We start from the raw sequence: 26,852 nt of genomic DNA on the forward strand, positions 1-26,852 counted from the left end.
AATGATAGAAAGGGAGATTACTATGCCGACAGAACAACCGAAAGTGAAACGATATGTATCCAATGAAAAGATGGAAGAAAACTGGATCGTCCGATTTGATGATCTAAAATCAAAAGCGATCCCCCTCATGTTTATTGATAGTATCATACCTGGTCATCAACGCTTGAATTACGCCCTGATCGGGGATACCGCCAGTGAAAATGATGCCTATTCCCCTGAAATAACAGAACCACACGGGTTTCAAATTGGTATGGTGAAAGCACCTCCCGGGAATGGACCGGCTTACCATACTCATGACTACATCGAGGCGTTTCTCCCTCTTTCCGGAAAATGGCGCTTCTATTGGGGAAATAGTGAAGATGAGATCGAGGGTGAAACCATCATCGAAGAATGGGATTTAATTTCCCTGCCTCCAGGGTTATGGAGAGGATTTGAGAATATCAGTGATGAAGATGCTTGGATCTTTGCCGTACTTGAACAGCACGAAGTATTCAACGGGAAAGACCCATACTGGGCTCCACAGGTCGTAAGGAAAGCTGCGGAACATGGCTTCCATGCAGATACATCAGGAAAAATGATCAAACCTGAGAATTTTTCCGCACTTGAGAAACAAATGGCGGAGAAGCTGCGAGCGGGAGAAAAATAGAAGATGAAGAAAGAAGCGTTAGTATTATTACCGGGTACGCTATGTGATGAGCGACTTTGGGAGCATCAGTTGGAGCATTTGACTGATGTTTCCGATCCTTTCGTCTGTATGCTGACAGAAGAAGATACCATAGAGGGAATGGCCGAATTCGTCTTGAAGCATGCCCCTGAACGCTTTGCTCTAGCTGGGCTTTCACTTGGTGGGATTGTGGCCATGGAAGTCATTCGCCAAGCACCGGAAAGAGTGACCAGACTTGCCCTATTGGACTCGAATCCACATGGCCCCAAGCCAGAGCAGTTGAAGAGCTGGAAGGACCTTATTTCAAAGGTGGAAACCGGGCAGTTTCAAAGAATAGTAGAGGAAAAGTTGTTACCGAATCTCATTCATCCCAGCAGGCAGGAAGATGACCAGTTAGTATCAATCATAAAGGATATGGCGGAGAGAATCGGGCCAGAAGGATATGTGCAGCAATTAAAGGCCGTTTCTACGCGTTCTGACCTTCGGGAAGTGTTAAGGGAAATCAACATTCCCACGCTCCTTTTAGTAGGAAGGGATGATCAGGTTTGCCCCTTGTCCTTACATGAAGAAATGCAGGAATCTATTTCAGAGTCACGGTTAGTTGTCGTAAATCACTGTGGCCATTTAAGCAGTTTGGAGCAACCGGAAGAAGTGACGGCTGCTTTACGCAACTGGCTGATGGAGTGAATGGATGGAAAGTAGGGAGGTAATGTCATTGATCAATCCTGTAAAGGACAAACTCAGAAGGGGGGATAGAGTACTGGGAAGTTTCATAGGATTCTATTCTCCTAACTTCATTGAAATGATCGGGTATGCCGGATTTGATTTCGTGGTCATAGATGATGAGCATGGGGCATTCAGTCCTTCTGAATTAGAAAACATGATTCGGACAGCCGAATCAGTGGATTTGGTCCCCATTGTGAGAGTCTCATATGATCCGTCCAGTATCCAGAAGGCATTGGATAGAGGGGCCAAAGGAGTACAAGTACCGATGGTCAATTCAAAGGAAGATGCCATTAATGCTGTGAAAAGGGCGAAATTCCCCCCTTTAGGAACCAGGGGTGTCGCTTATTCACACAGGGCGGCGCGCTATGGAAATGAAGGCGGTAAGGCATTTTTAGATAGCTCCGATGATAACATCTTAGTCATTCCACATATAGAAACCCTTGAAGCGGTGGAGAATATTGAGGAGATTATGGGTGTTGAAGGTATCGATGTTATTTTCATCGGTACAACGGACCTATCGGTTGATATGGGGTTTAAAGAAGAAGGTGCCAAGCATCCAGAAGTACAAAGAGTCCTTGGAACATTGTATGAGAAAGCTTCAGAAGAAAACGTTGTACTTGGAACTGTGGCAGCTGATAGCACCAGAGCGCGACAAGCTTTTGAAAAAGGTGCAAATTATGTGGGGGTTGTAGCGAATTCCGTGATTCTTAAGGCACTGCAGGGAGTAGTAGGAGATACTGAAGAGCAGAAAATTAAATGATTCAATAGCGGTATTAGAAAGTGAAAAAAGGAACCTTCAAAAAAACCTCGTAAAATGAATGGGAAAGAAATCAAGTTAACTTACTATTTAGGGAATAAAGGGACGGTTCTCGTGCTGACGAAGCATGAGAACCGTCCCTGTGGTTTTTTTTGGACCTGCCTCCCAACCAGTAGGGGAGACAGGAACCAAACCTCGTCCTTCGAGCAAAGGAACCTGTCTCCCCGACTTACACAAATTTTTTCAAAGCTATATGGAGACTAGATGTCACAGTAATGTTCGAAGAATCGATTCCGAGATGGGTCATGGTCTGGGCAATCTCGGGTCTTATTCCAGATAGGATGGTTTCGACTCCGATCAGGGATAAGGCATCCACTACCTTGAAGATACGGTCTGCTACCATCGTATCAATGATCGGAACGCCGGATAGGTCAATCACCACGTATTCTAAGGACAATTCGCTCCCTCTTGACAGAGCTTTATCCATCAGTTCTTGGGCTCTTTCGGTGTCAATGTCACCTATTAAGGGGATTATGCCAACTTGATTGGTTATTTTAATCACCGGGATTGATAATTCTAACGCTGTAGCTTCTGCAGCGTTGATCTGTGTAAAAAATCTTCTTGTATACGACAAGCTCAGCCAATGTACAGCCCTGTCCACCACTGCGTCAAAATCTGAGATCAGGTTATAGAATTGATCGAATGTCAAGTTGAAAGCGGAAGCTTCCTCCTTAATGATTTGTCCGATTAAATTTCGGTAGTCTCTTACCTCGTCCAGAGCAACCTCCAATGGAAGATTGAAATTAACGAGAGTATCGACTGCTTCTGATCCCCACACCTGTAATTGCTCAAAGGCCATATCCAAGTCACTTTCGATCGATTTTGCGTAAATGTCAATGATATTCTCACGCCAACTATGAAGCTTCGATTCTATGTTGCTGTATTGGGTGGATCTCAGATTGTCTTTTTGAACGATGAGCTCTTGCTTTTGACTCAATACTTTGTCACAAATAGCTTTCGTGTATGTTCGTTTACCTTGATCGTTCATGTACTCACAGTCTCTCCTTTTACTGTAGTTTCCAATTATATTTTAACATAACTAAAAGGGAGGGGTGGAGCATGAACGATTGAGTTGAGCCAAGTGAGCTGAGAGGACAGGTCCCTTGGCTCAGGAGTAAACAATGATATGGGGAAGAATTGCGTGATTGGGGGGGAAAGGGAAGGATTAACGGCCATTTTTGTTGAATTCTCTTATTGAATCAACCGGGTAGGTTAAGGAAAAAGAAAGGTCTATTAAGGGGTTGGTATATTATAAAAATCAAAGGTTTTCAGTCTTAGAGATATGTAAAACGGTGACAATACCACACAATGATAAGGAGTTGGAATTATGAAGTTTCTACTCACATCTGCAGGCGTCAATAACAAAAGCATACACGACGCGTTGGTTGACATGCTTGACAAGCCGATCGAAGAATCCACAGCCCTGTGCATACCCACTGCGATGTACGGACACCCCTGGGTCGGACCAGGCGTCAAAGCATGGGAGTTCATCTCGGGCAATTCCGAGAATCCAATGGTCGACCTGGGATGGAAATCCGTCGGCGTGCTGGAGCTAACGGCGCTGCCAAGTATCGATGAAGAACGATGGATGCCGCTGGTCAGGGAGACGGACGTCTTGCTGGTCTCAGGCGGGGACGCCCTCTTCCTGAGCCATTGGATGCAGCAATCCGGGTTTGCTGACCTCTTGCCGTCGCTGCAGGCAGTCTATGTGGGAATGAGTGCCGGGAGCATGGTGATGGCACCTAACATTGGTGATTTCTTCGTTGGCTGGACTCCTCCAGGTGGTGGCGATGATACGCTGGGTATGGTCGATCTTTCAATCTTTCCTCACTTGGATCACGAAATGCTGCCGCATAATACCATGGCTGCCGCAGAGAAATGGGCCGCTGACATGCAGGGGCCGGCTTATGCGATTGACGATCAAACGGCCATCAAGGTGATGGACGGAGCGGTCGAAGTAATCTCTGAAGGGAATTGGAAATTGTTTTCGAAGTGATAAGGGTAGAGTGGGGAGGGTCCTCACTCTACTCGAACCGTCTTTAAGACATAAAAACCCCCCCCCTAAAGACAAACAGATTTTTGTTTATAAGTGAGCATACCTCTGTCTGCGTGGCTTTTAATATGTGGTAAAATATGGTTTTTTAGTGGGGGAAGATTGAGAGAGTTATAGAAAGGGGTCTGTGACCCGGGTATGGTGTTTGGCCCTGTAAGAAGTGTGACGGGGATCGGACATCATTTTTTTATGAAAGCAAAAGAGCCGCCCCATGTTTACGAGTCAATATCATACAAGAGAGCCTTGGGGGAATGTGTTACACTGTTCTTCAGAAATAACAGGGAGGTTGTTCGCATGGGAAAAGGCGAAAGAATGGTACGGTTCGATCGGGATTTACAGATAGAATCGTATCGTTTTGAGGGCATTATGCAAACATTTCCGAACCACTTCCATGAATATTATGTGATTGGTTTTATTGAAAGTGGCCAAAGACGAATGTCTTGTAAGAATAAAGAGTATGATATCGGTCCGGGAGATTTGATCTTTTTTAATCCTCTGGACAATCACTCCTGTGAACCGATTGATCATCAACCTATGGACTACCGCTGTTTGAATATCAATACTGATATCATGCGAAGAGTGACAGAAGAGATTACAGGAGAGGATTATCTTCCTTCCTTTGCTTCTCCTGTTGCCTATAGCAGTGGTCATGCTCCATTACTGAAGAAGCTTCATCAGATGATCATGGATGAGATTTCAGATTTCGAAAAGGAAGAGACCTTTTATTTCCTATTTCAACAGCTCATCCAAGAATATGCCTCGGAAACCAGGGAGGCAGAATGTAGAGTGGTGAAGCAGGAAATTGAGGATGTATGTGATTTCCTGAAAGTTCATTATGCAGAGCCTGTAACCTTAGATGATCTGGCAAGGATAGCGAATATGAACAAATATTCATTATTGCGCTCCTTTACCCGATTCAAGGGCATCACCCCGTATCGTTATTTGCAGACGATCCGTGTCGGTGAGGCGAAAAAGCTGTTGGAACAAAATGTGAAACCGCTGGATGCTGCCATAGAGACAGGATTTGTGGATCAAAGTCATTTCAGTCGTTTCTTTATGGAGTTTATTGGTCTCACGCCGGGACAGTACAGGGAGATCTTTATCAAAGGTGAATCTGCAGTAAATAAAAACATGTAAGGATGTGAACCGGGTTTATGCTAAATGAGGAAATCCGCTTTTCAAAAGCCCTGAAATCGATTGCCAGAGATCAGGAACTGAAAAGCTATTTACAACATTCAAAGGAACTTTACCCCATTTTCATGAAAGGTGCCAAGCGGTTTGTGGCAGGTGAAACGCGCAAGGAAGGAATGGAACGCGTGATTTCCTTATCCAATGAAGGGTATGAGGTGTCATTGGAATATGTGGGAGAAAATACATCAACAGAGGAGGAATGTATCCTCGCAAAAAATGAATTCCTTAAATTAATAAAAGATCTCGGAGGAGCCGAACTTCGGGCTACTGTCTCATTTGATCTTTCCCATATCGGCATGATGATATCTGATGAGCTGGCACTGAATCATCTGAAAGAATTGGCCAAAGAGGCACAGGGGCAAGGTATTCAACTGATGATCAGTATGGAGGAATCCCAGAAGACCGAACGGATCCTTTCAATTTATAAAAAGGCTTCTACGGAATATCCAAATGTCGGTATCACATTACAAGTGCATTTGAAACGTTCAGATCGCGATCTGGAGGAACTATTGAAATATCCCGGCAGAATCCGTTTAGTCAAGGGGGCTTATCAGGAGCCAAAGGATCTTTACATTCCAAGATCTTCAGAGCTGGATGAGCGCTATATCGAATTTGTCACCACATGTGTCCACCATCAGCATCCTCTGTCCGTTGCGACTCATGATGAAACGATCGTAATGAAGTTAAAAGAAAATGGATTGCTTGATCGACCTACTGTAGAAGTAGAGATGCTGGATGGGGTGCGTCCGGACTTAAAAGCGTTCCTAAAAGATTCTCATATCCAGACAAAAGTCTATGTCACATACGGGAGCGAATGGTACTTATATCTCGTTCACCGGATCGCTGAACATCCAGCCAATATCTATCCTTTCATCTCAGATATTATTGAGTGGAAGCATGGGGACGGTTCTCCTGCTCTTACTTGATTAAATAAGAAGCACGGGACCGTCCCCGTGCTTCTATGAAACTAATCATTTTCATTAATCTTACCATCGTTCCCCTTGTCACTGCCCGTCGCATTATTCACTACTTGAGAAACCAAGTTCAACCCCTGATCCATAGCGTTCATTGCATCTGCTTTTTGGCCAATGTCTTTTGATTTTTCTTGTTCTTTCATTATGGTCACCTCCTAGTAGATCGATTCACCTATTTATTCAGTATGTTCACAGTTCAATTTGGATATTCAAGAATCGGAGAGCCAGGGGCCAGGTGGAGCCACGAGACCTTTGACCCCGGCTATCATCATAAAGAAAATTCGACACGGGGGATCGATTATTGTAAAAGAGGATTAATAAATCAAAAAGAGGATTTAAAAAGTTTAAACAGGATTAATCTTTTTGAATCAGGATTGATTTTGACCCGATATGGATCAATTCCACAGCAGAAAGGATTCGATAAATGGATTTCACTCAGATTCCGGTACTCATTATCACTCAGGGACCGAATCTAGTTAAACTAACGTCCTTTTCCGTCGAAAAACAGATAACAAGAGGACCGATGGACTTCAATTCGAACCTCAGGCCGGATGATCGATGCGAACCCTCCAAGGTTCACTTTGATTTGAGCTTGAAAATAAGTGAAGAGATATCGAATATACGCCTTTTCCCGATTGGGATCGGGCGTTTTTTTGTGCGCCTAAAAACTTAAGGTTGCGTTAAGCTTCCGTTAAGTTTCTTGTAAATGTTTCCCATTATAATACATAAAGAAGAATTCTTCATATGAATGTGAGTCGATCGATTGATACGGCAGATTCAACATGATGTATCTGCCTTGACTAATAGAAAGGTTACGTCAAAAAAAAATGAAACGTAAAGAGACTTATCGTGTAATAGGCATCATTGCATTGTTATTTGGTATAGCGCTGCTGCACTTGATTTATGAGAAGCAGCCAATCAAGGTCGCTGTACTCGATAGTGGAATCAATAAAGACCATCCGGCATTGAAAGGAAAGGTCCATCAATCATTTAATGCCATAGAGCCCAACCAACCGATTGAAGATCATTATGGTCACGGGACTGCCATTGCAGGCCTCATTGCTGCCGAGGATACGGGAGGCAAAATGAGCGGGCTGGCTAAGAATGTGTCCATCTATGATGTGAAGGTTCTAGATAAGAAAGGCAACGGGAAGGTAGCCGATTTGGTCAAAGGAATCAACTGGTGCATCAAAGAGAAGGTCGACATCATCAATATCAGCTCCGGTTTTCAAGTGGATGATCGTCAGCTTAAGAAAGCCATTGATGAGGCGCTGTCTTCCGGGATTATCATCATAGCGGCAGCAGGAAATACACTGGGGCAGGAGGCTGACTACCCGGCACGCTATGAAGGGGTATGGTCCGTCACATCCGTAAACTCCAATAGGGTCCGATCTTCTATGGCAGCAAGGGGAAAGGTTGATTTTGCCGCAGCTGGAACAAAGGTTCTTTCGACCAGTAAAGATGGGGATTTCGCATCCTTCAGCGGTACTTCCTTCGCTGCTGCCCAGCTATCTGGATATACAGCCCGCATACTGGATTCTGAACACTCCCGTCATCGTGACATCAAGAACATTTACAAGATGCTGCAAAAAGAAGCAATTGATTTAGGAAAAGCAGGACCTGATCAAGACTATGGACATGGACTTGTAAGAATAAAATAAAGAGGTGCGCTCATTGAAAAAACTACTAGTAAAAATTTTAATCATCACATTGTTGTTCTCCATCCTCCCTCAAGGCAGTTTGGCCGCAACAGAGGAAACGGTTCAACCACAGGGAATCGATTTAGAACAGGCTGAAAGGTCACTTAGTGAGGAACATGATATTAACCTCTCAGAACAAGTGAAAGTAGAGCTTAAAGAAGATAGTGCTGAAAAACTTATCTTGGATATGAAAGTAGATGAAGAAGACCTTAAAGTGGATACCGAATTGACCATGGATCTTGAGAGCCAGGATGCCGTGCTTACAGGCAGCATCGTGGATGAGTCAGGGAATGAATACTATGAATCCTATCATGTGGTCTTTCACGAAGTGGACGATGAGATCCTGATCGCCACTCTGATTGATACCGAAACAGGCGAAGAGTACGAGATCAACTCTACTACTCTACAAGCTTCGGTTATACCGATTATCGTCGGTGTTGTATTACGTCTCGGTATCAAGTATGCTATTAAAAAGTTTGGGAAAACAGCCGTAAAGAATGCCCTGAAACAAAGCTTGAAGAAAAAATGGAGTGCAGACGATTTAAAATCACTTCCAAAAGCAGATCAAAATGATATCAAAAAAATGTACGGCACGGCGTCCGATGCCTGGGATTTCTTCAATGCCCAAGTTTCCAGTCATAGGGAAGTTTCACCTGGAGTATTTGTCGGAAAAGACAAGAACGGGGTTACCTTTACATACAGGAAATCTTCTAAATCAGGGCCGCCTACCATTGATGTAAACGGCATAAAAGGAGTTAGAAAAATAAAGTTTCTTTAGGGAAAGAGGGATAAAAAGTGGAAAGATTTCAAAAAGCAGACGACATCTCCCGGTTAAAGGAAGCCTTCCATAGAGTATTTACGAAATCGGATCCATTTGGCAATCCATTTCAAAAAACCCTCAACGAAAGGGTGCTGATCTTCCCGACCAACGGATATTATCTTCAGGAAAATCAGTTCCATGCTCTGATGAAAACCATGGAACAGGTTGGACAGGGGACCTTTTACGTGTCGGAGTCGGAAGGGGATTCTTTTACTCTTTCACAGGACTTTTTCTCTGAGTTGGCACCGCACCACTGGGGCTCCGAGAATACCATTGCCTACGAAGACTATCAGTCCATTCCTCTTGTGGTCGAGAATTCCCTCTATTCGCCACATGGAGAATGGGGCTTGCAAGTCTCTCATGAAGATCACGCAATCCTTGCAGGGACTTCAACATTCATTGATGCCTTTAAAGAAGCATATCCTGAATGGGAAGAGGATAAAGAGAAATTTCTTCAACATTGGCGTGAAGTAAATAAGGAATTTTCTGCGGATAGTACGTGGATTCATGATTTCTTAAAACAATTTTAAGCAAAAGGTCTACAATATCGACTTCCAAATATAGTGAGTAGAGTGGGGACGGTTCCCACTCTACTTTTCTTCTTTTGCAAGGGGAAAAACTCCCCTAATAAAAAGCCCCGCTACGTCTCAGTTCACTAGAAAAATAGGATAAGAACCGTTCCCGGTTAGTCCATGTATCCTCTACCTATAAACTTTTCAATATTGAGCTTATCAATGAAATCTGACAAGTAAGTGATATCGTAGAGAAGGGACTTATGAAACAGAAATGTAGAAACACATTCCCTAGACAAGGATGATGATGATGAAACATAAAGAAAAACTATACTTCCGCGGATACTTTCTCGTATTCCCACTCATATTCATTACGAGCTTTTTGTTATGGGGGTTTATGATAAAAGGAAGAGATCTATGGACCGTGTTAACAGATGCGTTATCAATCATAGGAATCTATTATATCCTTACGAGTATTATCTTTAGCTTTGTTATGAGGAAAGAAGTGAAGTTCGAAAATGAATGAAATGGAAATGCCCCCGAACGTTGAAACTTTCAGCGGACGGGGGCATTTCTTTTTTAGTTAAATTTATGATCTATCATACTGGGTTTACATCATTAATCAATCACAATATTTGAATTGATTTTTAATAGTTCCTTAATAAATCTCTCTTTATCTTTTGGGGAAATGGTAACAAATTTTGATTTTGAGTGTGTAAGACCTATCCGATCGACTGAAAGAGCGGGACCTACAAAGGGGCTTTTTAAATAATGTAATCTTTGAATGTCATGAATATTCACTTTGAATTTCATGGGTCCATATATGATGATGATTTTTTCATTGATTATTTTATATCCTGTTCTAAACCACACAAACAAAGAAATCAATCCAGGAATAATCAGTGTAATGATTAGAAGGATTGAAAAATCTTCGGACCTTGCTGGCAATACAATCAAAATAAAGGCTGCTAAAAAATGAATACTACTCATCCAGATATCTCTTTTCGAAGGGAAATACATTTGACCACTCCACATTGTCATTTAGAGGTAAAAATTTTGCTATCAAAACCTCCTTTATTTTACCATAAAATACCTTTTCTAAATGCTCTTTCTTCATATTCTTATACCCGACCCACAGCACGGGAAAGCTGGGGGTCAGACACCGTTTTACGTTACTCCCTCCTGTTGAAAATCAGAAGCTCATCAAGAACCTCAAAACCAAAGCAGGGAATAAGGAATCTTTGAAGAATAGTAATAGCGGATACTGGTTTCTTACAGGCTGTTGATCCCATTCATGCTATAGCTTCTTTTCCAGATATCATGTCGGCTATTGATTTGACATGCGTCAAGTCTTCTCTATTGCAATGAGGGATCATTGGGTATTTTTCATCATAGGGTATATTTTGATTGCAGTGTCCTACGTTTTTACCGTAAAAACGAAATACCGTTTTATGATGTGATTCGAATCAAAATACTCTTATGTCGGGAGGAAATGAAATGACCAGCAATACGTTGACTTCAAGGGTGGAAAATGATCGGGTACTTGTACTTGAGCGAGAATTTGATGCGCCCCGTGAGCTAGTGTTTACAATGTTTAAAGACTCTGAACATCTCAAACAGTGGTGGGGACCAAGGGGCTGGGAGCTTCCCGTATGTAACGTGGATTTCCGGCCGGGAGGTGTGTGGCACTACTGCATGAAGTGCGCTGATAAAGGTCAAGGAGAATACTTCGGTATGGAATCTTGGGGAAAAGGGGTTTACAAGGAGATCATCGAACCGGAGAAGATCATCTATGTCGATTCCTTCTCAGATCCGGAAGGCAATACGAATGAAGACATGCCGTCGACGACTAATACATTGGAATTCATCGATTTGGGTGGCAGGACGAAGCTGGTCAACCGTGCTGAATATGCTTCGGAAGAGGCACTCAAGACCGTTACTGACATGGGTATGATAGAAGGCATCACCGAAACGTGGAACCGCCTGGAGGAAGGCCTTCAGCAGATGAAATAATGAAGAAAGCGGGTAGAAGTGCCGTCCAAATAGGGAGACCAGTTCCATACCTCCACTGTGATTTCTTGATCTTTATCACTTACATTCGCTAAGTTCACTACTGCAGATACTGTTCCAGGCTCTTTTCGTAACACACCGGTTGATAATGTTTTTTTCCCATTTTTCATCCTCCTTCCATTAGAAAATAGACCTTCATTTAATAGTATGGGAAATAGTAGAATGTAATGGATCCTTTGACTAGAAATAGGATAAATCCGCATATGCATGTCATGTGGATCAGGGGAGGAAGACTATTGGATTTGCCGCTGGGAGTTTTCTGGACAGAAACAATTCTGTATGTGTTGTTGAAGTGAGTCAATCCGGTGAGCATTGATGGTTGCCCCTCATTCTATGTGGGGAAAGGAAACTGGGGTATGAACCTCCGTTTGCAATGATGATGGATAGGATGAGTGCTTGGTTAAACTTGGGAGGGTGAACGGTGGGAGTTAACTTGGTAGAGTGGGGATGGCTCCCACTCTACCATTTATTATTTTGTAACGAAAACGGGACGAAAAGGAAGATGTAACACATAAACTCACCAAGTAGAATGGGAACCGTTCCCATGTAAACTCAGCTCTTAGTAATCTTTACACTTTACTTTTATTAAAATAGTTAGCTATTTGTTCAGTAGAGTAGAAAAGTATTAACCCTACAGATAAGATAATGAACGAACTACTTATTAACGGTCTATTATTTACCATTTCAAAGAGTGCATTTATAAAAAGGGTTACTCCCCAAAATATAAATGTACTCTTAAATGCCGTATTAACACTATTCTTATTAGTTTTTTTATCGTTCTTAAAAAACATAATTATTTCCTCTCATTGTCAACGATTATATTTTAGGGTTATTGAGGTTTGACACTCAGCGAATCGAGGGGAGTCACTGTTTTTCAGACGGATCTCCTACTTCAGCAAGGTTCGCCCCTCGTTCACTTATTCAAAAACTTTTTAGCAACTACATGCTCAGGGTCCAATGACAGCATCCTTCTCGCCGTATCATACGCTTCCTCTTCACTGACAACTTTATCGGGGATATAATGCAAGAATAACAGATTGGATAAGTACCTGATATCTTGTCGGTCTGTTAATTCCACACACCTCCTTGCGTGATAAAGGGCAGCGTAATAAGCACCGTTCAGGTAACTTAGCGGAATAGCCATTATTCTAAACGCCATTTCATGTAACTCAACGTTTTCCTCTTCAACTAGTAAACTCATTATGAATGCGTAATTCGTTATACTTGAATTCTTGAAGGTCATTTCCATCAGTTCTCCATCAAGTTCTGGATAGGAAAGTTCATTCGTCATTTCTTTTGCCTCTTTAAAGTGTCCTTTTATGATGAACTCATTTAGTTTGTTTGTCATGTTCATTACCCACCAAATACTACTTTTTTTAATATTGCCTGAGCCATGGGGACAGTTACAATGGCACTTGGGGCCGGGGTACCTATCCCCATGGTTCCCATTCATTGTACACAACTTCCTTAACCCCAACCTTAAAGCAACCTTAAATTAACCATAAATCTCAAAGACCACCGTCATTTTCATGATAAAATAGGATGAAAATTCGATTTTACAAGACTGGGAGTAAAGGTATGGCAGAGTTGATTTATATAGCGGAAGATGACATGGAAATTAACCAGTTGATCGCCCTTCATTTGCGGAATGAGGGGTATCAAGTGGAGCAGAGTTATGATGGAGACGAAGTGATCCGTAAATGCAGGGAGAAGCGGCCGAGCCTTCTCATCCTGGACTTGATGATGCCGAAAGTGGACGGGTTTCAGGTGATCAAAGAGGTTCGGAAGTGCTGTAAGGTGCCGATCATGCTGCTGACAGCGAGGGCGGATGATGCGGACAAAGTACTGGGATTCGGTCTGGGGGCAGATGACTATGTCGTGAAGCCTTTCAGTATGATTGAGCTGGTCTCGAGGGTGAATGCCCAGATTCGGCGGTATACGGATTATAGTGTGGTGAAGGAAGACGGGGTCATTCAAAACGGCGCCCTGGAATATCACCCCATCAATCAAACGGTGACCAAGGATGGGGAGCGGCTCCTATTGACCCCGAAGGAAACGAAGCTGTTGTCCATTTTCATGAAGAATGTAAACCGGTTGTATACGAAGGCTCAGTTATATGAGCTAGTATGGAAGACGGACTACATCGGTGACAGCAATACGATCATGGTTCATATCAGCCGGATCAGAGAACAAATCGAAGCAGACCCTAAATCCCCGACCTATATCACGACAGTAAAGGGGCTCGGCTATCGGATGGAGAATCATGAAGACTAATCCGATTCTCCTTAAGAAGTCCATTTCCATCACCAGACAATTTTTTATCAACTATGCTTTATTGTTCATCATCATACTGGGAGTGGGGACGTTCACTTTGGTGGCAAACTTTGTGTATGTCGAGACCGTGTATGAGGACCTGGATCAGGATTTCCTTCAAGGGACGTATGAAGATGCGAAGAAATGGGGGATGAAAGAAGCATTCAAGAAAAATGAGCTGCCTGATCATGCCTACATAGAGATTGTGAGTACCGACTATAAGGTGGTCCAACAGTTCAACAGTCCACACAAGATCGGGTATAACTATGGATACAAAGAATTTTTGAAGGAAACAGATACATATGATACGGATTTATATATACCTGAAAAGGGCGAAGAGTATCTATTACTCTACTTTCCCGCAGAGGACTATTTCCAATTGGATGATGTGTTCTTCTTCACCATCCTCTTTTTCATGGTGTGCTTGATCGTCATCCTGTATTGGTACGTGAAGAGGACGTCCGTCCAGCTCATTCAGCCGATCCAGAAGCTTCTGAAGGGGATCGATTCGATTTCATCAGGAAACTATGGAGAGAAAATCGAGTTCGAGGCGAATCAGGAACTGAACCAGTTGAAACATACCATTAACCAAATGGCAGAGAAGATCGGCACCGAAATCGCATTGAAGGAAAGATCCGAGAACTTGAGGAAGCAGCTGATCCTGGATATTTCCCACGATCTGAAAACCCCATTGACCAATATACAGGGTTACGCCGAAACGTTGACCAGCCTGACGAATCTGAGTCGTGGGGATCAGAAGAAATATACCGATATCATCGTGTCCAACAGCAAGCGGGCAAACCGCCTCATCCACGACCTGTTCGACCTGTCCCATATGGAAATCGACAGGGATTCGGTTTCCCTTAAGGAAAAGGATATGGCCGAATGGCTCCGTACCATGCTGACTTCTTTTGTAGAAGAGTTTGAAGAAAAAGGGATGGAGTATCACCTGGATATTACCGAGGAACCCTTGATGGTGACGTTCGATGCTTCAAAGCTTGAAAGGGCGATTACAAACATTCTCCATAATGGGATGGCGTACAGTGATGGGTATCTGTCCATTTCACTCAAGCGCCAAGGGAACCAGGCCGTAATGATCATCGAAGACAAAGGGATAGGGATCCCCGCCGACTACCATGAAAAGATATTTGAACCGTTTGTGCGGATGGATGAATCCCGGAATGGTGAGACCGGGGGAACAGGTCTCGGACTCTCGATTGCGAAGAAAATGATTGAGCAAAATGGTGGGAGAATTGAGTTGGATGGGGGATATGATGGGGGCTGCCGGTTTAGGGTGATGTTCGATTCAGTCTAAGAAGTCGAGCCAGTTCCTGTTTCTATCAAGTTATTTCCTGACGGGGGCACGAGAACCGTCCCCTCGATCTCCCTTGACAAGTATTGAAAATTTTATTATCTTAATAAAAAATCTAATACGATTCTCACATTCGTATAACTCCAATAATATGGTTTGGAGGTCTCTACCAGGAACCAATAAATCCTGATTACGAAGAAGATACATTTAGTTGTATTTTCTTCGTAATCAGGATTTTTTTATTGGAAAATTGAGGAGGTACAACAATGAAACATTCTATAATGCCTAAAATTGAACTGCACTGCCATTTGGATGGGAGTGTAAGACCCGAGACGATCATTGATATCGCAAAGAGGGAGGGCATCCCTATTCCTTCCTTTGATATTGAAGAGATGAAAGAGGAGCTCATCGCCCCATTAGACTGCAAATCACTGGATGAATACTTAGAGAAATTCTCGATTCCTAATGCGGTCATGCAGTCAAAAGAAAACTTAAAGAGAATCACTTTTGAGCTTTATGAAGATGCAGCGGAGGAAAACGTGAAATATATGGAGGTTCGATTCGCCCCTTTGCTTCACACACAGAAGGGATTATCTGTAGAAGAAATCATTGGAAGTGTAATCGAGGGAATGAAAGAAGCGGAAGAACACTTTGATATTAAAGGGAATATCATTTTGTCCTGTATGAGAACGATGTCTGCAGAACGTGCCTTTGAGGTCGTTGAACAGGGGAAGATCTTCCTTGGAAAAGGAGTTGTCGCAATTGATTTATGTGCTTCCGAAGAAGAAGGGTTCTGCGGGAAATTCATTGAACCCATCGCACTTGCCCGGGAATATGGCTACAGAGTCACCATCCACGCCGGTGAAACGGGAATCGGAAGAAATGTCCTCGAGGCGGTTGAATGGCTGGGGGCAGAAAGAATCGGACATGGTGTTTATATGACAGACTGTCCGGAAGCTTATCAGGTTGTAAAGGAAAAACAGATCGTGCTTGAAATCTGTCCAACGAGTAATGTTCAAACGAAAGCCGTAAACCAATTCCGTGATCACCCCCTATACGATTTTCACAGGGACGGGATCAAAATCACCATCAATACAGATAACAGAACGGTATCCGATACCACGATGACGAAGGAATGTGACCTAGTCTGGAATGAATTTTCGATGAGTGAAGAGGATTATAGAGAGATCTATATGAACAGTGTGGAGGCTGCTTTTGCGAGTGATGAGGTGAAGGAAGGTTTGAAGAAGTATTTGTGAGCCATGGGGACAGGTTCCTTGGCACCATTTGTATGAGAACCACGGCACCTGTCCCCGTGGTTCGCGTAAGTTAAAGAAGGATCAAAGAACACCCCAACGTTCTTTGATCCTTCTTCTTTTTTAAAGGCTATGTTAAAGGTTATTGTTGATAATCGCTGATTGGTGAGCCTATTATTAACCAGTGAAAGCAACAACTATTATAAAGTGCTTTTCGGCTTCTTAATTGATACTTTTTTTAATATGTTCCTTCCAGCCAACAACGCAACATATAAAGAAATTGTAACAAGTAATAGTACATAAAGGTCTCGTCCAGCAAGGTAAGTGGCAGAGTGAAGACCTTTTATAAGTAAGTGAGCAAACAGGTACGAGATAGGCAATAGAATCATTTTTTCTAGTCCATTTCTTCTTTTTTCGTTCTTACGGAATATAACCAATCCAATTCCACAAATAAGTAAAAATCCTATAGCAAACAACACATAGTAGCTTAAAACAAGCCGAGGTAACGTCATGACAGAACCATCCGTTATTGGCTCTCCATAAATTAAAGTATTTTCAGTTCCATCGGTATTGTAATAGTAGATCGAAGCGACCGTTTCCCCATTCGGGTTTAAGACCGTATTTTCCAGGTTGTTTTTGTTTATTTTCTGTTGCCAAATCGTTTCCCATGTAGTTATATCATAGACATAACCTGAATTGTCTGCTGCTGGATATTGATTTACATTATATCCAGAGACTTCTTCACTAAAATTCAAAAGTATGGTTCCGTCTTCCTTTTCAATAATTGAAACTGCATTTTCATCATACGAGATGTATGCTGGGGTTGTCAGATAAGCGATTGTAACCACTGCAAAAACCAATGTTACCATGACTGAAAGAATAATCGTTTGCAGCTTTTTCTTTCGCAATGTATTTTGTATGTTTCTTAAGGGAGCTATATCGGTATCTACTGGGGGTTCTTCAAAAGTCCTCATTTCTTCAAGTCGTTTTTTACAGTTCTCACAAGAAGCTATATGCTCTTCAACTAGATCTCTAGTATCTTGACTTGCCATATCCTCGACATATAACGGCAGTATATCCCTGATCATATTACAGCTGATTTTCATCGATAATCCTCCGATCGCGCTTTGATTTTTTCTCTAGCGCGGTGATAAGTAACACAAGCCCAGTTTTCACTTTTTCCAAACAATTTGCCAATTTGCTTAAATGACAGTTCTCCAAATGCACGGAGAGTAAAGACCTTTTTGTATGGCTCTTTCAAATTCTGGATAACTTCATGTACCTTCATAGACGCTTCTGAAACGGCTATTTCTTGTTCTACATTGTCTCCACTAGCTGATTCTGGAACCGACTCAAGATCCACTAAGCTTTTATTCTTACGCAAATAAGAGTAATAACTGTTTTTGGCAATTTGGCATAACCAAACACGGATATCACTATTCCCTCTGAAACTGTCTAGCGATGTTAATGCCTTCATAAAAGTTTCCGAAGTGATATCTTCAGAAATATGCTTATCGCCAGATAAACTATACACATATAAAAATACATCTTTAAAGTATGTATTATAAATATCCTCAAGCTGTGTCACCATCTCACCTCCTTACATATAAGACGCGATAAACTCGAATATCTTACAAAAATATAAAAAAAAAACCGAACAAAGTACGCCTTCATTCTTTTTCCGTATTTTAGAAAAATTGTTCCTGGGATACAAATATCAACAGAGTTATTTAACATAGCTTTTTTTTAAAAAAAACGTTCTATTACGCACTTCTATAGTGTATGATACATAGTATAAACCATATAGTGTACGACACACAGTATAATTCAATCAAAGAGGTGAACCTATGGATAAGTCACTGCTGACATCTCTGACGACGGAGCTGCGGAGGGGGACATTGACCCTGGCTGTATTAAGTCAATTGCGGACACCCCAGTATGGATATTCACTTGTCCAATTACTGGAGAAAAGCGGAATCTCGATGGAGCAGAGTACACTCTATCCGCTGCTGCGCCGTTTGGAGAAGCAAGAACTGGTCACTAGCAGCTGGGACCGGTCGGAAAGCAGGCCGAGGAGATATTACGTGCTGAGCGAATACGGCACTGAGATCCTGGGACAATTACAGGCCGAATGGGAAAAGATGTCTGGTGAATTGGCCATTTTATTAAAAGGGGATGAGGAAGGATGAAGCTTGTTGAACTATATATTCAAGAAGTAATGAGAAGGCTGCCGGAGAAGAATCGGGAAGATATTGCCCTTGAATTGACATCCACGATTGAAGACATGCTGCCGGAGGATTATACAGAGGATGATGTGAGGGAGGTACTGACGTCACTCGGGAATCCTGCGGTGCTGGCCTCGAATTATCAAGACAGGCCGATGCACCTGATCGGGCCAAGATATTATGATTTGTATATGACGCTATTGAAGATCATTCTTCCGATTTCTGCAGCCATCACGTTCATCGTGTTAGCTGCTACATCTGTTCTGAACTACTCAGGGGAATCAAGCCCCGTTGAGATCATCCTCTCCATCGCAGGAAATGCCGTGGTCGAGGTCATCGGAACAGGAATGCAGGTATTCTTTTGGCTGACGCTCATCTTTGCCATCATCGAGCGGACCGTTTCCTCGGACAGTCAGCTTCCAATCACCATGAAAGGAAAAGAATGGACGCCTGATGACCTGAAAGATATCCCGTATGTCCCGAAAGAAAAACGGATTTCCAAGCTGGAAATTTTCGGTGGCCTGATTTGGACGGTGATTTGGTCAACCTGTTACTTTAAAGCGTCGAGTATCGTTGGCTTGTATGAAAAAGGTGACAACGAAAGAGCGTTCACTCCCTTCTTTAATCAGGAAGTGCTCATCGGGTATTGGCCGTTGGTCGTGCTCCTGATCGGTTTGGAACTTCACCTGCTGCTTCGAAAATGGAAAGAGGGGATCTGGACCAGGAAGCTTGCGATCTTAAACGCCGTCTATCAGTTCATACCTGTTGCAGCCTTTATGTTCATTTTCCGGAACATGGAGGTGCTGAACCCGGAATTCACAGATCGGATACAGGAACTGTTCAACGGCTCCTTCAATTTTCAGTGGTTGTACTTGACCGTAGCGGTTGGATTATTGGTCGCTTCGGTGATTAACAGCTATGAGGGGGTTAAGAAGGCTCTAAAAATGAATGGGGCGGATAGGGTTCTGTGAATGGAGTAAGGTTCTGATCAGGAGATCGGAGCCTTTTTTTCTTGGCTAGAGGTAAATGAGTTTGCTTTTGAAAAGAAGATAGTGAATTAGCAATCGAGTATAAAAGTGCAAAGGCATTGTTCTCAATAGTTGGGATGTGTTAGAAATTATAATAAACAAAACTAATAGGTAATTTATGTTAAAATATCTTTAGAAACGGGGCGCAATCCATTAACAGGATAGTGAAGAAGAGGAATAACGAATGATAAAATACAATGATTACATTCGTTGACGTAAATACCGATACCAGAAGAAATGGAGGGAGAGAGATTTTATGGAAGTGATCTTGGTCATTTTACCTTTAATTCTAATAGGTTTTATTTATTTTATTCCAAGCTACATAGCTAGTAAAAGAAATAAGCATAACAAAATTCTCATTTATGTTATTAATTTCTTTTTGGGATGGAGTTTGTTTGGTTGGTTTGCCGCTTTATTTTTGGCACTTAAAAAAGATCATCGCGACCGATTGTCAATTAATAAAGGGCTTAGTAAATAAGACGTGAGCGATGGCTCCTTTGACCCAACAAAAAAACAGTACATAAGAGGTGTCCAATCATGAATTGGGAATTAAAGAGCTTTAATGAACTATCCACACACGAGTTATACGGGATTTTACAGGTGAGGACCCAGGTCTTTGTGGTGGAACAGCAATGTCCCTACATGGAAGTCGATGGGAAGGATCTGCACGCGTACCATCTTTATAAAGAAGAAAACGGGGAAGTTGTGGCCTATGCAAGACTTTTACCGCCAGGAGTGTCATATAAAGAACCGTCGATTGGGAGAGTTCTTGTGAAGGAGGATTATCGTGGTAAAGGACTGGCAAGCGAATTGGTAAAAAGGGGATTGGATTTCATCCATGATGAGTTAGGGGAAAGAACCGTGAAGATTCAGGCTCAGGAATACTTGCGGGAGTTCTATGGGTCATATGGATTCAGGGAGATAACGGAAACCTATCTGGATGATGGGATCCCTCATATCGATATGATTTTGCAAAAGTAACGGCCCCATTTCGTAAGGCTATAGGTGAGGGGAAGGCTTTTTTCTTTGAATGGACATTATTTCGGTTAAATTTTATAGGACGTTGGGGATTCTTCTTAATAGTAACAAAAGAGGAGTGGACGTATGAAGGTAGATGGGAAAAAGTTCAAAGACAGGGCTATGGCCGCAATGAATAAGTTTAAACACAATATGACGGGGACGTACTATTCTATCGCTGATATACCCACTGCTTCCGTGCAGGAGCTGGCGGATTTCATTCAGATACATCCTGAAACGAATCAAATCGAGAAGCATCTTCTCGGCAACACCTATACCTTTTTCAGACTTCATTTGAACAACTACCGGTTCTACTTAGAAACCACCCATGGCCGTATTTTGCAACTGGATGGTTCTTTAAATGAAAAGGAATTGGTTTCCTATCGATCCTACCGGGATTCTGAAGATATAGATTTGCCGGTTAGATTGAGTTAAAAACGTTTTCTAGAAATGACAATCCCTTCAATATGGTTTTCATTTCAGAGGTTCCGTGGGTGTGACCCTTTTGGATTGGGGACAGGTCCCTTGGCTCGAAATTCTCTTGAATTGGGTCATGAGAAGAGTTGACATGTTATCGGTGGAAGTAATGGTAAAATCGTAATAACTAATTCTTATGGAAGCACTGGGACGGATCTCGTGCTTCCATCCTCATATCTGGAATGGTCGTGTTAAAATATAGGGGATCTATGTTATCAATTGGCAAGTTGATAGAATAGGAGATACTACTAAAAAGGGTCGAAAAATACTAGCGTTGAGCGATAACCCGGAACCGCATATAAGGGGGCAATATGAAACACTTTAATGAAGAAGGTAACCAAATAACACAATACATAAATGAATTACTTAATGATCATAAGGGAGTCGGAGTAAGCGTTACCATTGTAAAAGACGCAGAAACAATCTATTCTAAAGGTTTTGGAAACGCCAGGATCCGACACGGAGAACGCCCGATTGACGGTGATACGAAGATGAGCATCCAAAGTATATCCAAGAACTTTATGGCCCTGTCCATTATGCAGCTGGTAGAGAAGAACCTGATAGCATTGGACGATGCGGTTGTTACCTATTTGCCATACTTCCGAACGAAGAATAAAGAACAAAGTGACGCGATCACGATCAGGCATGTGTTGTCCCACACGGCAGGTTTTCCCTCAGAAGTGGGAATCGCCAATATGATTGCTCCGAATGTAAGGGAAATATTCTCCGATACACCGACGGAATTTCAGGAAGCATTAGATCATTATCAGCTGACAGAAGAAGAGATTACTAGTATAAAGACGCGCGAAGATATCACGAAATGGTTCAAAAAAGTAGAATTGGAATACACGCCAGGAGAGGGATGGAATTATTGCACGGATGCGTATGTGATCCTTGCCGATCTGTATGAAAAAGTGACAGGCTGCAAATGGGAAGTATCCCTTACCGGTGACATCCTCACACCCCTCTGTATGAAACGGACAACGAGTGATCCCCATGAGGTGCAAGAGGATCCGAACAGTGCCAGGTATTATATAGGCGAGGAGAAAAAAGAAACGCCTTTTCCCATCAATCCGATCTCAGCGCCAATCGGGTATTTGTATTCAACAGCCAACGATTTAGCCAACTACGTATCCTTCCATTTAAATAAAAAAACGCCTGTTTTACGTTCAGAATTAGTAGATGAAATGCAAAAGCCGGTCCATCTTGTAAGCGAAGAATGGCGGGCGCCTGGATGTGATGTCAGGAGCTATGGTCTCGCCTGGTTCACGGATACTTATCGGGGATACAAAATCGTCGAACACGGGGGTGGGCAGTTAGGCGTAAGATCCCTGATCACCATGGTGCCAGAACTCAATCTGGGTGTGGTGGTGTTACTGAATTTTGATGGGACCATCCATCATGATATTTGTGATAAGATCATGGATGTTTTTATTGATTCATAAGATGATTGGGTCATGCACTCAACAGGGTAAAGGATTAACAGTAGAAGGGGGATCCACCCATGCACTATGAAAAAGTCCGATGGGGAATCATCGGTTGCGGAGATGTGACAGAAAAGAAAAGCGGCCCTGCTTTTCAAAAGGTTGAACATTCTGAGCTTGTTGCGGTCATGAGAAGGACGGGGGAACTGGCAAGGGATTATGCGGAAAGACATCAGGTTCCGAAGTGGTACGATGATGCGGATGCTTTGATAAACGATTCTGAGGTGGATGCGGTTTACATCGCCACGCCGCCTGGCTCTCATATGGAATACACGCTGAAGGCGGCGGCTGCGGGGAAACCTGTATATGTGGAGAAGCCGATGGCACGTACCTTTGATGAATGCAATGAGATGGTGGCCGCTTGTAAGAGTGCCGGTGTTCCTTTGTATGTAGCTTATTATCGCCGTGCACAGGAGCGCTTTTTGAAGATAAAAGAACTGCTGGATCAAGGGGCGATCGGGGACGTTCGTTTTGTCTCATCGACTCAGTATCAAAAAGCGGGGGACGACGTGAAGGATCCGGAACGTCTTCCTTGGCGTGTCCAGTCTGATGTTGCCGGTGGGGGATTATTCTTTGATCTCGCCAGTCATACCCTCGATATTCTTGATTTTCTGCTCGGACCCATACAAGAAGCAAAAGGCTTTGCCTCGAATCAGGCGGGCTATTATGAGGCGGAAGATATTGTGACCGGTACCTATCGATTTGCATCTGGCGTTCAAGGGATCGGAAAGTGGTGTTTCACGGCTTTTGAACATGTGGACATGAATGAGATTGTCGGAAGTAAAGGAAAGATCAGCTTTTCCACTTTCGGGGATGATCCCGTGATCTTGACGACAAATGAAGGAAAAGAGCAATGGAGTTTTGAACGACCCCTCCATGTTCATCAGCCCCTGGTTGAAACGATCGTGAAAGAGCTGACCGAGGGTGGCGATTGGTGTCCGAGTACTGGAGATTCTGGTGCACGAACGAATTGGGTGATGGATGCGATTGTTGGGAAGTAGATGCCAGGGGGACAGGTCCCTTGGCCCCCTCCCCGTCGCTCGAGTGCTTTATGAATGTCAATTGGAAGAGGGGGAGATTCTTCATGAACATCGTATCAACAGAAGAGATGCCGAAAGAGACAATAGTCGATTTCTTCAATCGGTATTGGGGCAGTCCGAAGATGGTGATTTCCAGCGGAATCTATGATTGTTCTACTTTAGACGGCTTTGTCGTTCTAAATGAAGACCGTGAAATCATTGGTTTGATTACGTATATTTTCAGGGACGGAGAATGCGAGATTATTTCACTTGATAGTCTGGAAGAACGGAAGGGGATCGGCACCGCCCTTATGAAAAAAGTAGAAAAGGTGGCTGCCGAAAATCATTGCAAACGGATCACGCTGATCACGACCAATGATAATTTACTGGCACTGAAATTTTACCAAAAGAGGGGCTATATGATTTCACATATCCACCGGTTTGCCGTTGAGAAGGCAAGAAAAGTAAAACCTGAGATCCCCTTGATCGGGAATGACGGGATTCCGATCAGGGATGAGATAAGATTGGAGTGTGACCTGACGGATGGAACATAATCATTGGCCAAAATGGGCTGTGGAAACGATCGAAATCGTGCCTCCAAACCCCTATTGGATCGAAAGGGGAAATGCTGAAGTGAAGGAACTTCAGCATGTGTTAGTCCCCTTTGGAGTAAAGGAAGTAGAGCACGTGGGAAGCACCTCGATCCGTGACCTTCCTGCCAAACCGATCATTGACTTGATGGCCAAGGTCCCATCCTTTGGTCGTCTTGAAGAGATTGCCGAAAAGCTTGGGGAGGATCAATGGCACTATGTACCGCCTAAGCTCGATAACCGGCCGTGGAGAAGGTTTTTCATCAAAGTGGAAAAAGAAAAGCGTGTCGCCCATCTACACCTTATGCTGGAGGGGGAACCAAGATGGGAACAACAGCGGTCATTCCGGGATCGGTTGAACGGAAATCCCTCTTTGAAGGAAGAATATGCAGAGCTCAAAAAGCATTTGGCGGACCAATTTCCTGAAGACCGGGAAGCCTATTCGGAAGCGAAAGCAGCATTTATTCAAAGAGTGTTGGATATGGAGAGGTGAGGTTTGAGAAAGGATGTGTAGAAAGCTTATAAAGCAATCCTTTTTGATCTAAAAGATACCTTGCTTGATAGGGATCGTGCGGTAGATCAACGGTTTTTGATTATTTGGTAGTTCACTTTCAATACAAAATAATGGGTGGGAGCCCCATGCACGATCAATGTGCTTGGGGGCTCGCACCCATTTTAAATAAGAGCTCTTACTTCGTCACAGAAAAGCCTTCCTCATCTTTCACTCCATCTGCATACTCATCAAGCAGAGCGCGTACTTCGTCGGTGGTGACGGTTTCCATCAGACGATTTCTCAGCTCGCTTGCTCCACGGAACCCGCGGACGTAAATCTTGAAGAAGCGGCGAAGAGGTTTGAACGGCCGTGGCTCGAGTTCATCGTTATATTTATCATGAAGATCCAGCTGCAGCCTTAGGAGGTCAAGCAGTTCTTCACTTGTATGTTCTTTCTTCTCTTTCTCGAAGGCGAACGGATTATGGAAGATTCCTCTACCGATCATGATGCCGTCCACGCCGTATTTCTCGGCGAGCTCAAGTCCCTTCTGGCGGTCGGGGATATCACCGTTGATCGTCAGTAAGGTATGAGGCGCAATTTCGTCACGGAGTTTCATGATCTCCGGGATCAGCTCCCAGTGAGCATCGACGTCACTCATTTCCTTTTTCGTACGGAGATGGATGGACAGATTGACAATGTCCTGCTCCAACAGGTGCTTCAGCCAGTCATGCCATTCCTCCACCTTGGTATAACCGAGGCGGGTCTTCACGCTGACGGGAAGTCCTCCCGCTTTGGCAGCCTGGATGAGCTCCGCTGCGACATCCGGTCGGCGGATCAGGCCGGAGCCTTTTCCGTTGGCTGCAACATTGTGCACAGGGCAGCCCATATTGATATCGATTCCTCGAAAGCCCATTTCAGCCATCCCGATACTCATTTGACGGAAGTATTCGGGCTTGTCCCCCCAGATATGGGCGACGATCGGCTGTTCATCTTCCGTGAACGTCAAACGCCCGCGTACACTGTCTTTGCCTTTCGGATGACAGTAGCTTTCTGTATTTGTAAACTCTGTAAAAAACACGTCAGGTCTTGCCGCTTCACTCACGACATGACGAAATACCACATCGGTCACGGCTTCCATCGGTGCCAGAACAAAAAACGGCTTAGGCAACTCGTGCCAGAAATTATCTTTCATACTCTATTTAAACCCTTTCCTTTAGGGAATCATGTTCCCGAAATTAAAAAGTAGAATGCTTCAGATTGATCCAGTCCCGGTCAGGACGGATTCCAACCAGTATATACTTTAATGGTATTAGGTGAAAAGTGCAAGGGGACGGGTCGTTTTCTCTTGAGGAACATTCACTTTAGTAGTCGAGGATAAGAGACAATGAAGGGAACCTGATGATGCTGTCATTAAACCGGGGAACCCTATCAGAAATAGGGGTTCCGCTAGTCAGCTGCCGGGCGCCAGGAATGTATTCATATCTGAAAGATGAAAATATACCCAAAAATAACAAACAGATTCTGTAAAAAATTGCTATAATGATTCTTATAGTGCAGTGCAGGCACTCACATATCGAATGACAGTAAAGGGGAGCGACCTATGTCTGAGTTTAATGAAAATCCGTTAATGAAGAGCGATGAAAAGAAACCGAAGATCAAGGTGGAGAGAAAAGAAGGGGAACCGACTGCCGCCTTCAAAGGGGCGAGCTGGGCCGCTTTCGTAGTGGGTGCTTCCGCTTATCTGATCGGCCTGTTCAATGCCTCCATGGAGCTGAATGAGAAGGGGTATTATTTTGCGGTATTGATATTCGGTTTGTATGCAGCTGTTTCCCTGCAAAAAGCGGTAAGGGACAAAGAAGAAGATATCCCTGTTTCCGGCATCTATTATGGACTCAGCTGGTTTGCGGTCATCGTGGCCATTTCCTTGATGGCGATCGGACTTTATAATGCAGGGAGTATCATCTTAAGCGAAAAAGGGTTTTATGGTATGTCATTTGTCCTTTGTCTATTTTCGGCCATTACCATCCAGAAAAACATCCGGGATACGCAGTGGGCAAGAGAGAGGGATTAATTCCTAATAAAAAAGAAGTATCCAAGAACCATCCAATGTT

Annotated in this window: 32 protein-coding genes and 1 riboswitch; of the genes, 24 read left to right on the plus strand and 8 right to left on the minus strand. The window is 43.3% G+C overall.

Going from position 1 to position 26,852, the window contains the following annotated elements:
* Window positions 1-22 precede the first annotated feature (22 nt).
* The 3 genes from TV75_RS10830 to TV75_RS10840 are packed head-to-tail and all read left to right on the plus strand — an operon-like array spanning window position 23 to window position 2,150.
* A complete protein-coding gene (locus tag TV75_RS10830; RefSeq protein ID WP_044338756.1) occupies window positions 23-646 on the plus strand; it encodes a cupin domain-containing protein in 624 nt (207 codons plus the stop codon).
* Between the two features lie 3 nt (window positions 647-649).
* Complete coding sequence (locus TV75_RS10835; protein WP_044338757.1) at window positions 650-1,351, plus strand: alpha/beta fold hydrolase; 702 nt, start codon at window positions 650-652, stop codon at window positions 1,349-1,351.
* Between the two features lie 22 nt (window positions 1,352-1,373).
* The gene (locus TV75_RS10840) at window positions 1,374-2,150 is read left to right on the plus strand and encodes an aldolase/citrate lyase family protein (protein ID WP_044338976.1); all 777 of its coding nucleotides are present in this window, start codon (window positions 1,374-1,376) and stop codon (window positions 2,148-2,150) included.
* Window positions 2,151-2,376: 226 nt separating this feature from the next.
* Here TV75_RS10840 and TV75_RS10845 read toward each other — a convergent pair whose 3' ends face one another.
* Window positions 2,377-3,195, minus strand: coding sequence for an STAS domain-containing protein (locus tag TV75_RS10845; protein WP_052504527.1), 819 nt, complete (start codon window positions 3,193-3,195; stop codon window positions 2,377-2,379).
* A gap of 339 nt (window positions 3,196-3,534) precedes the next feature.
* On the opposite strand from TV75_RS10845, the gene TV75_RS10850 reads away from it, so the two are divergent.
* From TV75_RS10850 to TV75_RS10860, 3 genes are all read left to right on the plus strand, one after another.
* A complete protein-coding gene (locus tag TV75_RS10850) occupies window positions 3,535-4,203 on the plus strand; it encodes a Type 1 glutamine amidotransferase-like domain-containing protein (RefSeq protein WP_044338758.1) in 669 nt (222 codons plus the stop codon).
* Window positions 4,204-4,554: 351 nt separating this feature from the next.
* Window positions 4,555-5,397, plus strand: a complete 843-nt coding sequence (locus TV75_RS10855) for a helix-turn-helix domain-containing protein (protein WP_044338759.1) — start codon at window positions 4,555-4,557, stop codon at window positions 5,395-5,397.
* Between the two features lie 17 nt (window positions 5,398-5,414).
* Window positions 5,415-6,377, plus strand: a complete 963-nt coding sequence (locus tag TV75_RS10860; RefSeq protein WP_044338760.1) for a proline dehydrogenase family protein — start codon at window positions 5,415-5,417, stop codon at window positions 6,375-6,377.
* Window positions 6,378-6,418: 41 nt separating this feature from the next.
* Here TV75_RS10860 and TV75_RS22110 read toward each other — a convergent pair whose 3' ends face one another.
* Window positions 6,419-6,568, minus strand: a complete 150-nt coding sequence (locus TV75_RS22110) for a hypothetical protein (protein ID WP_172655702.1) — start codon at window positions 6,566-6,568, stop codon at window positions 6,419-6,421.
* Window positions 6,569-7,252: 684 nt separating this feature from the next.
* Here TV75_RS22110 and TV75_RS10870 point away from each other — a divergent pair.
* The 4 genes from TV75_RS10870 to TV75_RS10885 all read left to right on the plus strand — a co-directional run bounded on the left by TV75_RS10870 (window position 7,253) and on the right by TV75_RS10885 (window position 9,983).
* Entirely contained in the window at window positions 7,253-8,086 is an 834-nt protein-coding gene (locus tag TV75_RS10870; RefSeq protein ID WP_044338762.1) for a S8 family peptidase, read from the plus strand.
* 13 nt (window positions 8,087-8,099) lie between these two features.
* On the plus strand, window positions 8,100-8,903 hold the full coding sequence (locus TV75_RS10875) for an SAR2788 family putative toxin (RefSeq protein ID WP_044338763.1): 804 nt from the start codon (window positions 8,100-8,102) through the stop codon (window positions 8,901-8,903).
* Between the two features lie 17 nt (window positions 8,904-8,920).
* Entirely contained in the window at window positions 8,921-9,475 is a 555-nt protein-coding gene (locus TV75_RS10880) for a hypothetical protein (RefSeq protein WP_044338764.1), read from the plus strand.
* Between the two features lie 292 nt (window positions 9,476-9,767).
* On the plus strand, window positions 9,768-9,983 hold the full coding sequence (locus TV75_RS10885) for a hypothetical protein (protein WP_044338765.1): 216 nt from the start codon (window positions 9,768-9,770) through the stop codon (window positions 9,981-9,983).
* Window positions 9,984-10,075: 92 nt separating this feature from the next.
* Here TV75_RS10885 and TV75_RS10890 read toward each other — a convergent pair whose 3' ends face one another.
* Window positions 10,076-10,447 carry a PH domain-containing protein gene (locus TV75_RS10890; RefSeq protein ID WP_052504528.1) on the minus strand — a complete coding sequence of 124 codons (372 nt, stop codon included), beginning with the start codon at window positions 10,445-10,447 and terminating at the stop codon, window positions 10,076-10,078.
* A 507-nt stretch (window positions 10,448-10,954) separates the two neighbouring features.
* On the opposite strand from TV75_RS10890, the gene TV75_RS10895 reads away from it, so the two are divergent.
* Window positions 10,955-11,470 (plus strand): SRPBCC domain-containing protein, encoded by a 516-nt coding sequence (locus tag TV75_RS10895; RefSeq protein ID WP_044338766.1) that lies wholly within the window; start codon window positions 10,955-10,957, stop codon window positions 11,468-11,470.
* Here the strand turns inward: TV75_RS10895 and TV75_RS10900 are convergent.
* A complete protein-coding gene (locus TV75_RS10900) occupies window positions 11,455-11,637 on the minus strand; it encodes a hypothetical protein (RefSeq protein WP_044338767.1) in 183 nt (60 codons plus the stop codon). The two genes, TV75_RS10895 and TV75_RS10900, sit on opposite strands and share 16 nt — an antisense overlap.
* A gap of 803 nt (window positions 11,638-12,440) precedes the next feature.
* Window positions 12,441-12,875, minus strand: a complete 435-nt coding sequence (locus TV75_RS10910) for a hypothetical protein (protein WP_044338769.1) — start codon at window positions 12,873-12,875, stop codon at window positions 12,441-12,443.
* Between the two features lie 230 nt (window positions 12,876-13,105).
* Here TV75_RS10910 and TV75_RS10915 point away from each other — a divergent pair, with 230 nt between their 5' ends.
* The 3 genes from TV75_RS10915 to add all read left to right on the plus strand — a co-directional run bounded on the left by TV75_RS10915 (window position 13,106) and on the right by add (window position 16,411).
* A complete protein-coding gene (locus TV75_RS10915; RefSeq protein ID WP_044338770.1) occupies window positions 13,106-13,801 on the plus strand; it encodes a response regulator transcription factor in 696 nt (231 codons plus the stop codon).
* A complete protein-coding gene (locus tag TV75_RS10920) occupies window positions 13,791-15,155 on the plus strand; it encodes a HAMP domain-containing sensor histidine kinase (protein WP_052504529.1) in 1,365 nt (454 codons plus the stop codon). Before TV75_RS10915 ends, TV75_RS10920 begins: the two co-directional genes overlap by 11 nt.
* 110 nt (window positions 15,156-15,265) lie before the next feature.
* A riboswitch (purine riboswitch) is annotated at window positions 15,266-15,365 on the plus strand.
* A gap of 53 nt (window positions 15,366-15,418) precedes the next feature.
* On the plus strand, window positions 15,419-16,411 hold the full coding sequence (gene add / locus TV75_RS10925) for an adenosine deaminase (RefSeq protein WP_044338771.1): 993 nt from the start codon (window positions 15,419-15,421) through the stop codon (window positions 16,409-16,411).
* A gap of 197 nt (window positions 16,412-16,608) precedes the next feature.
* On the opposite strand, the gene TV75_RS10930 is transcribed toward add, so the two are convergent.
* Window positions 16,609-17,514 (minus strand): zf-HC2 domain-containing protein, encoded by a 906-nt coding sequence (locus tag TV75_RS10930; RefSeq protein ID WP_044338772.1) that lies wholly within the window; start codon window positions 17,512-17,514, stop codon window positions 16,609-16,611.
* A complete protein-coding gene (locus TV75_RS10935) occupies window positions 17,511-17,999 on the minus strand; it encodes an RNA polymerase sigma factor (RefSeq protein WP_216593408.1) in 489 nt (162 codons plus the stop codon). The genes TV75_RS10930 and TV75_RS10935 overlap by 4 nt, the downstream gene beginning before the upstream one ends.
* A gap of 256 nt (window positions 18,000-18,255) precedes the next feature.
* On the opposite strand from TV75_RS10935, the gene TV75_RS10940 reads away from it, so the two are divergent.
* The 9 genes from TV75_RS10940 (at window position 18,256) to TV75_RS10980 (ending at window position 24,741) form a co-directional block, all read left to right on the plus strand.
* On the plus strand, window positions 18,256-18,597 hold the full coding sequence (locus TV75_RS10940) for a PadR family transcriptional regulator (RefSeq protein ID WP_044338773.1): 342 nt from the start codon (window positions 18,256-18,258) through the stop codon (window positions 18,595-18,597).
* Window positions 18,594-19,604: an HAAS signaling domain-containing protein gene (locus tag TV75_RS10945; RefSeq protein ID WP_044338774.1), complete on the plus strand. Its 1,011-nt coding sequence runs from the start codon at window positions 18,594-18,596 to the stop codon at window positions 19,602-19,604. The genes TV75_RS10940 and TV75_RS10945 overlap by 4 nt, the downstream gene beginning before the upstream one ends.
* 313 nt (window positions 19,605-19,917) lie before the next feature.
* On the plus strand, window positions 19,918-20,139 hold the full coding sequence (locus TV75_RS10950) for a superinfection immunity protein (protein WP_044338775.1): 222 nt from the start codon (window positions 19,918-19,920) through the stop codon (window positions 20,137-20,139).
* 59 nt (window positions 20,140-20,198) lie between these two features.
* Window positions 20,199-20,642 carry a GNAT family N-acetyltransferase gene (locus TV75_RS10955; protein ID WP_044338776.1) on the plus strand — a complete coding sequence of 148 codons (444 nt, stop codon included), beginning with the start codon at window positions 20,199-20,201 and terminating at the stop codon, window positions 20,640-20,642.
* A gap of 123 nt (window positions 20,643-20,765) precedes the next feature.
* Window positions 20,766-21,113 carry a hypothetical protein gene (locus TV75_RS10960; RefSeq protein WP_044338777.1) on the plus strand — a complete coding sequence of 116 codons (348 nt, stop codon included), beginning with the start codon at window positions 20,766-20,768 and terminating at the stop codon, window positions 21,111-21,113.
* A gap of 353 nt (window positions 21,114-21,466) precedes the next feature.
* On the plus strand, window positions 21,467-22,600 hold the full coding sequence (locus TV75_RS10965; protein WP_044338778.1) for a serine hydrolase domain-containing protein: 1,134 nt from the start codon (window positions 21,467-21,469) through the stop codon (window positions 22,598-22,600).
* 59 nt (window positions 22,601-22,659) lie between these two features.
* Window positions 22,660-23,640 carry a Gfo/Idh/MocA family protein gene (locus tag TV75_RS10970; protein WP_044338779.1) on the plus strand — a complete coding sequence of 327 codons (981 nt, stop codon included), beginning with the start codon at window positions 22,660-22,662 and terminating at the stop codon, window positions 23,638-23,640.
* An 83-nt stretch (window positions 23,641-23,723) separates the two neighbouring features.
* Window positions 23,724-24,212, plus strand: a complete 489-nt coding sequence (locus tag TV75_RS10975; protein WP_044338780.1) for a GNAT family N-acetyltransferase — start codon at window positions 23,724-23,726, stop codon at window positions 24,210-24,212.
* Window positions 24,202-24,741 carry a GrpB family protein gene (locus tag TV75_RS10980; protein ID WP_044338781.1) on the plus strand — a complete coding sequence of 180 codons (540 nt, stop codon included), beginning with the start codon at window positions 24,202-24,204 and terminating at the stop codon, window positions 24,739-24,741. The genes TV75_RS10975 and TV75_RS10980 overlap by 11 nt, the downstream gene beginning before the upstream one ends.
* Before the next feature lie 196 nt (window positions 24,742-24,937).
* Here TV75_RS10980 and TV75_RS10985 read toward each other — a convergent pair whose 3' ends face one another.
* On the minus strand, window positions 24,938-25,933 hold the full coding sequence (locus TV75_RS10985) for a tRNA dihydrouridine synthase (protein ID WP_044338782.1): 996 nt from the start codon (window positions 25,931-25,933) through the stop codon (window positions 24,938-24,940).
* Between the two features lie 408 nt (window positions 25,934-26,341).
* Here TV75_RS10985 and yiaA point away from each other — a divergent pair, with 408 nt between their 5' ends.
* Entirely contained in the window at window positions 26,342-26,812 is a 471-nt protein-coding gene (gene yiaA, locus TV75_RS10990; RefSeq protein WP_044338783.1) for an inner membrane protein YiaA, read from the plus strand.
* Window positions 26,813-26,852 lie beyond the last annotated feature (40 nt).

This window comes from Rossellomorea aquimaris, from assembly GCF_000935355.1.
Taxonomy (GTDB): domain Bacteria; phylum Bacillota; class Bacilli; order Bacillales; family Bacillaceae_B; genus Rossellomorea; species Rossellomorea aquimaris_B.

Excerpts from the sequence above, each read along its gene's own strand:
- TV75_RS10830 (WP_044338756.1), top strand. The coding sequence starts at position 23 with ATGCCGACAGAACAACCGAAAGTGAAACGATATGTATCCAATGAAAAG.
- TV75_RS10835 (WP_044338757.1), top strand. The coding sequence starts at position 650 with ATGAAGAAAGAAGCGTTAGTATTATTACCGGGTACGCTATGTGATGAG.
- TV75_RS10840 (WP_044338976.1), top strand. The coding sequence starts at position 1,374 with ATGTCATTGATCAATCCTGTAAAGGACAAACTCAGAAGGGGGGATAGA.
- TV75_RS10845 (WP_052504527.1), bottom strand. The coding sequence starts at position 3,195 with ATGAACGATCAAGGTAAACGAACATACACGAAAGCTATTTGTGACAAA.
- TV75_RS10850 (WP_044338758.1), top strand. The coding sequence starts at position 3,535 with ATGAAGTTTCTACTCACATCTGCAGGCGTCAATAACAAAAGCATACAC.
- TV75_RS10855 (WP_044338759.1), top strand. The coding sequence starts at position 4,555 with ATGGGAAAAGGCGAAAGAATGGTACGGTTCGATCGGGATTTACAGATA.
- TV75_RS10860 (WP_044338760.1), top strand. The coding sequence starts at position 5,415 with ATGCTAAATGAGGAAATCCGCTTTTCAAAAGCCCTGAAATCGATTGCC.
- TV75_RS22110 (WP_172655702.1), bottom strand. The coding sequence starts at position 6,568 with ATGAAAGAACAAGAAAAATCAAAAGACATTGGCCAAAAAGCAGATGCA.
- TV75_RS10870 (WP_044338762.1), top strand. The coding sequence starts at position 7,253 with ATGAAACGTAAAGAGACTTATCGTGTAATAGGCATCATTGCATTGTTA.
- TV75_RS10885 (WP_044338765.1), top strand. The coding sequence starts at position 9,768 with ATGAAACATAAAGAAAAACTATACTTCCGCGGATACTTTCTCGTATTC.
- TV75_RS10890 (WP_052504528.1), bottom strand. The coding sequence starts at position 10,447 with ATGAGTAGTATTCATTTTTTAGCAGCCTTTATTTTGATTGTATTGCCA.
- TV75_RS10895 (WP_044338766.1), top strand. The coding sequence starts at position 10,955 with ATGACCAGCAATACGTTGACTTCAAGGGTGGAAAATGATCGGGTACTT.
- TV75_RS10900 (WP_044338767.1), bottom strand. The coding sequence starts at position 11,637 with ATGAAAAATGGGAAAAAAACATTATCAACCGGTGTGTTACGAAAAGAG.
- TV75_RS10910 (WP_044338769.1), bottom strand. The coding sequence starts at position 12,875 with ATGACAAACAAACTAAATGAGTTCATCATAAAAGGACACTTTAAAGAG.
- TV75_RS10915 (WP_044338770.1), top strand. The coding sequence starts at position 13,106 with ATGGCAGAGTTGATTTATATAGCGGAAGATGACATGGAAATTAACCAG.
- TV75_RS10920 (WP_052504529.1), top strand. The coding sequence starts at position 13,791 with ATGAAGACTAATCCGATTCTCCTTAAGAAGTCCATTTCCATCACCAGA.
- add (WP_044338771.1), top strand. The coding sequence starts at position 15,419 with ATGAAACATTCTATAATGCCTAAAATTGAACTGCACTGCCATTTGGAT.
- TV75_RS10930 (WP_044338772.1), bottom strand. The coding sequence starts at position 17,514 with ATGAAAATCAGCTGTAATATGATCAGGGATATACTGCCGTTATATGTC.
- TV75_RS10935 (WP_216593408.1), bottom strand. The coding sequence starts at position 17,999 with ATGGTGACACAGCTTGAGGATATTTATAATACATACTTTAAAGATGTA.
- TV75_RS10940 (WP_044338773.1), top strand. The coding sequence starts at position 18,256 with ATGGATAAGTCACTGCTGACATCTCTGACGACGGAGCTGCGGAGGGGG.
- TV75_RS10945 (WP_044338774.1), top strand. The coding sequence starts at position 18,594 with ATGAAGCTTGTTGAACTATATATTCAAGAAGTAATGAGAAGGCTGCCG.
- TV75_RS10950 (WP_044338775.1), top strand. The coding sequence starts at position 19,918 with ATGGAAGTGATCTTGGTCATTTTACCTTTAATTCTAATAGGTTTTATT.
- TV75_RS10955 (WP_044338776.1), top strand. The coding sequence starts at position 20,199 with ATGAATTGGGAATTAAAGAGCTTTAATGAACTATCCACACACGAGTTA.
- TV75_RS10960 (WP_044338777.1), top strand. The coding sequence starts at position 20,766 with ATGAAGGTAGATGGGAAAAAGTTCAAAGACAGGGCTATGGCCGCAATG.
- TV75_RS10965 (WP_044338778.1), top strand. The coding sequence starts at position 21,467 with ATGAAACACTTTAATGAAGAAGGTAACCAAATAACACAATACATAAAT.
- TV75_RS10970 (WP_044338779.1), top strand. The coding sequence starts at position 22,660 with ATGCACTATGAAAAAGTCCGATGGGGAATCATCGGTTGCGGAGATGTG.
- TV75_RS10975 (WP_044338780.1), top strand. The coding sequence starts at position 23,724 with ATGAACATCGTATCAACAGAAGAGATGCCGAAAGAGACAATAGTCGAT.
- TV75_RS10980 (WP_044338781.1), top strand. The coding sequence starts at position 24,202 with ATGGAACATAATCATTGGCCAAAATGGGCTGTGGAAACGATCGAAATC.
- TV75_RS10985 (WP_044338782.1), bottom strand. The coding sequence starts at position 25,933 with ATGAAAGATAATTTCTGGCACGAGTTGCCTAAGCCGTTTTTTGTTCTG.
- yiaA (WP_044338783.1), top strand. The coding sequence starts at position 26,342 with ATGTCTGAGTTTAATGAAAATCCGTTAATGAAGAGCGATGAAAAGAAA.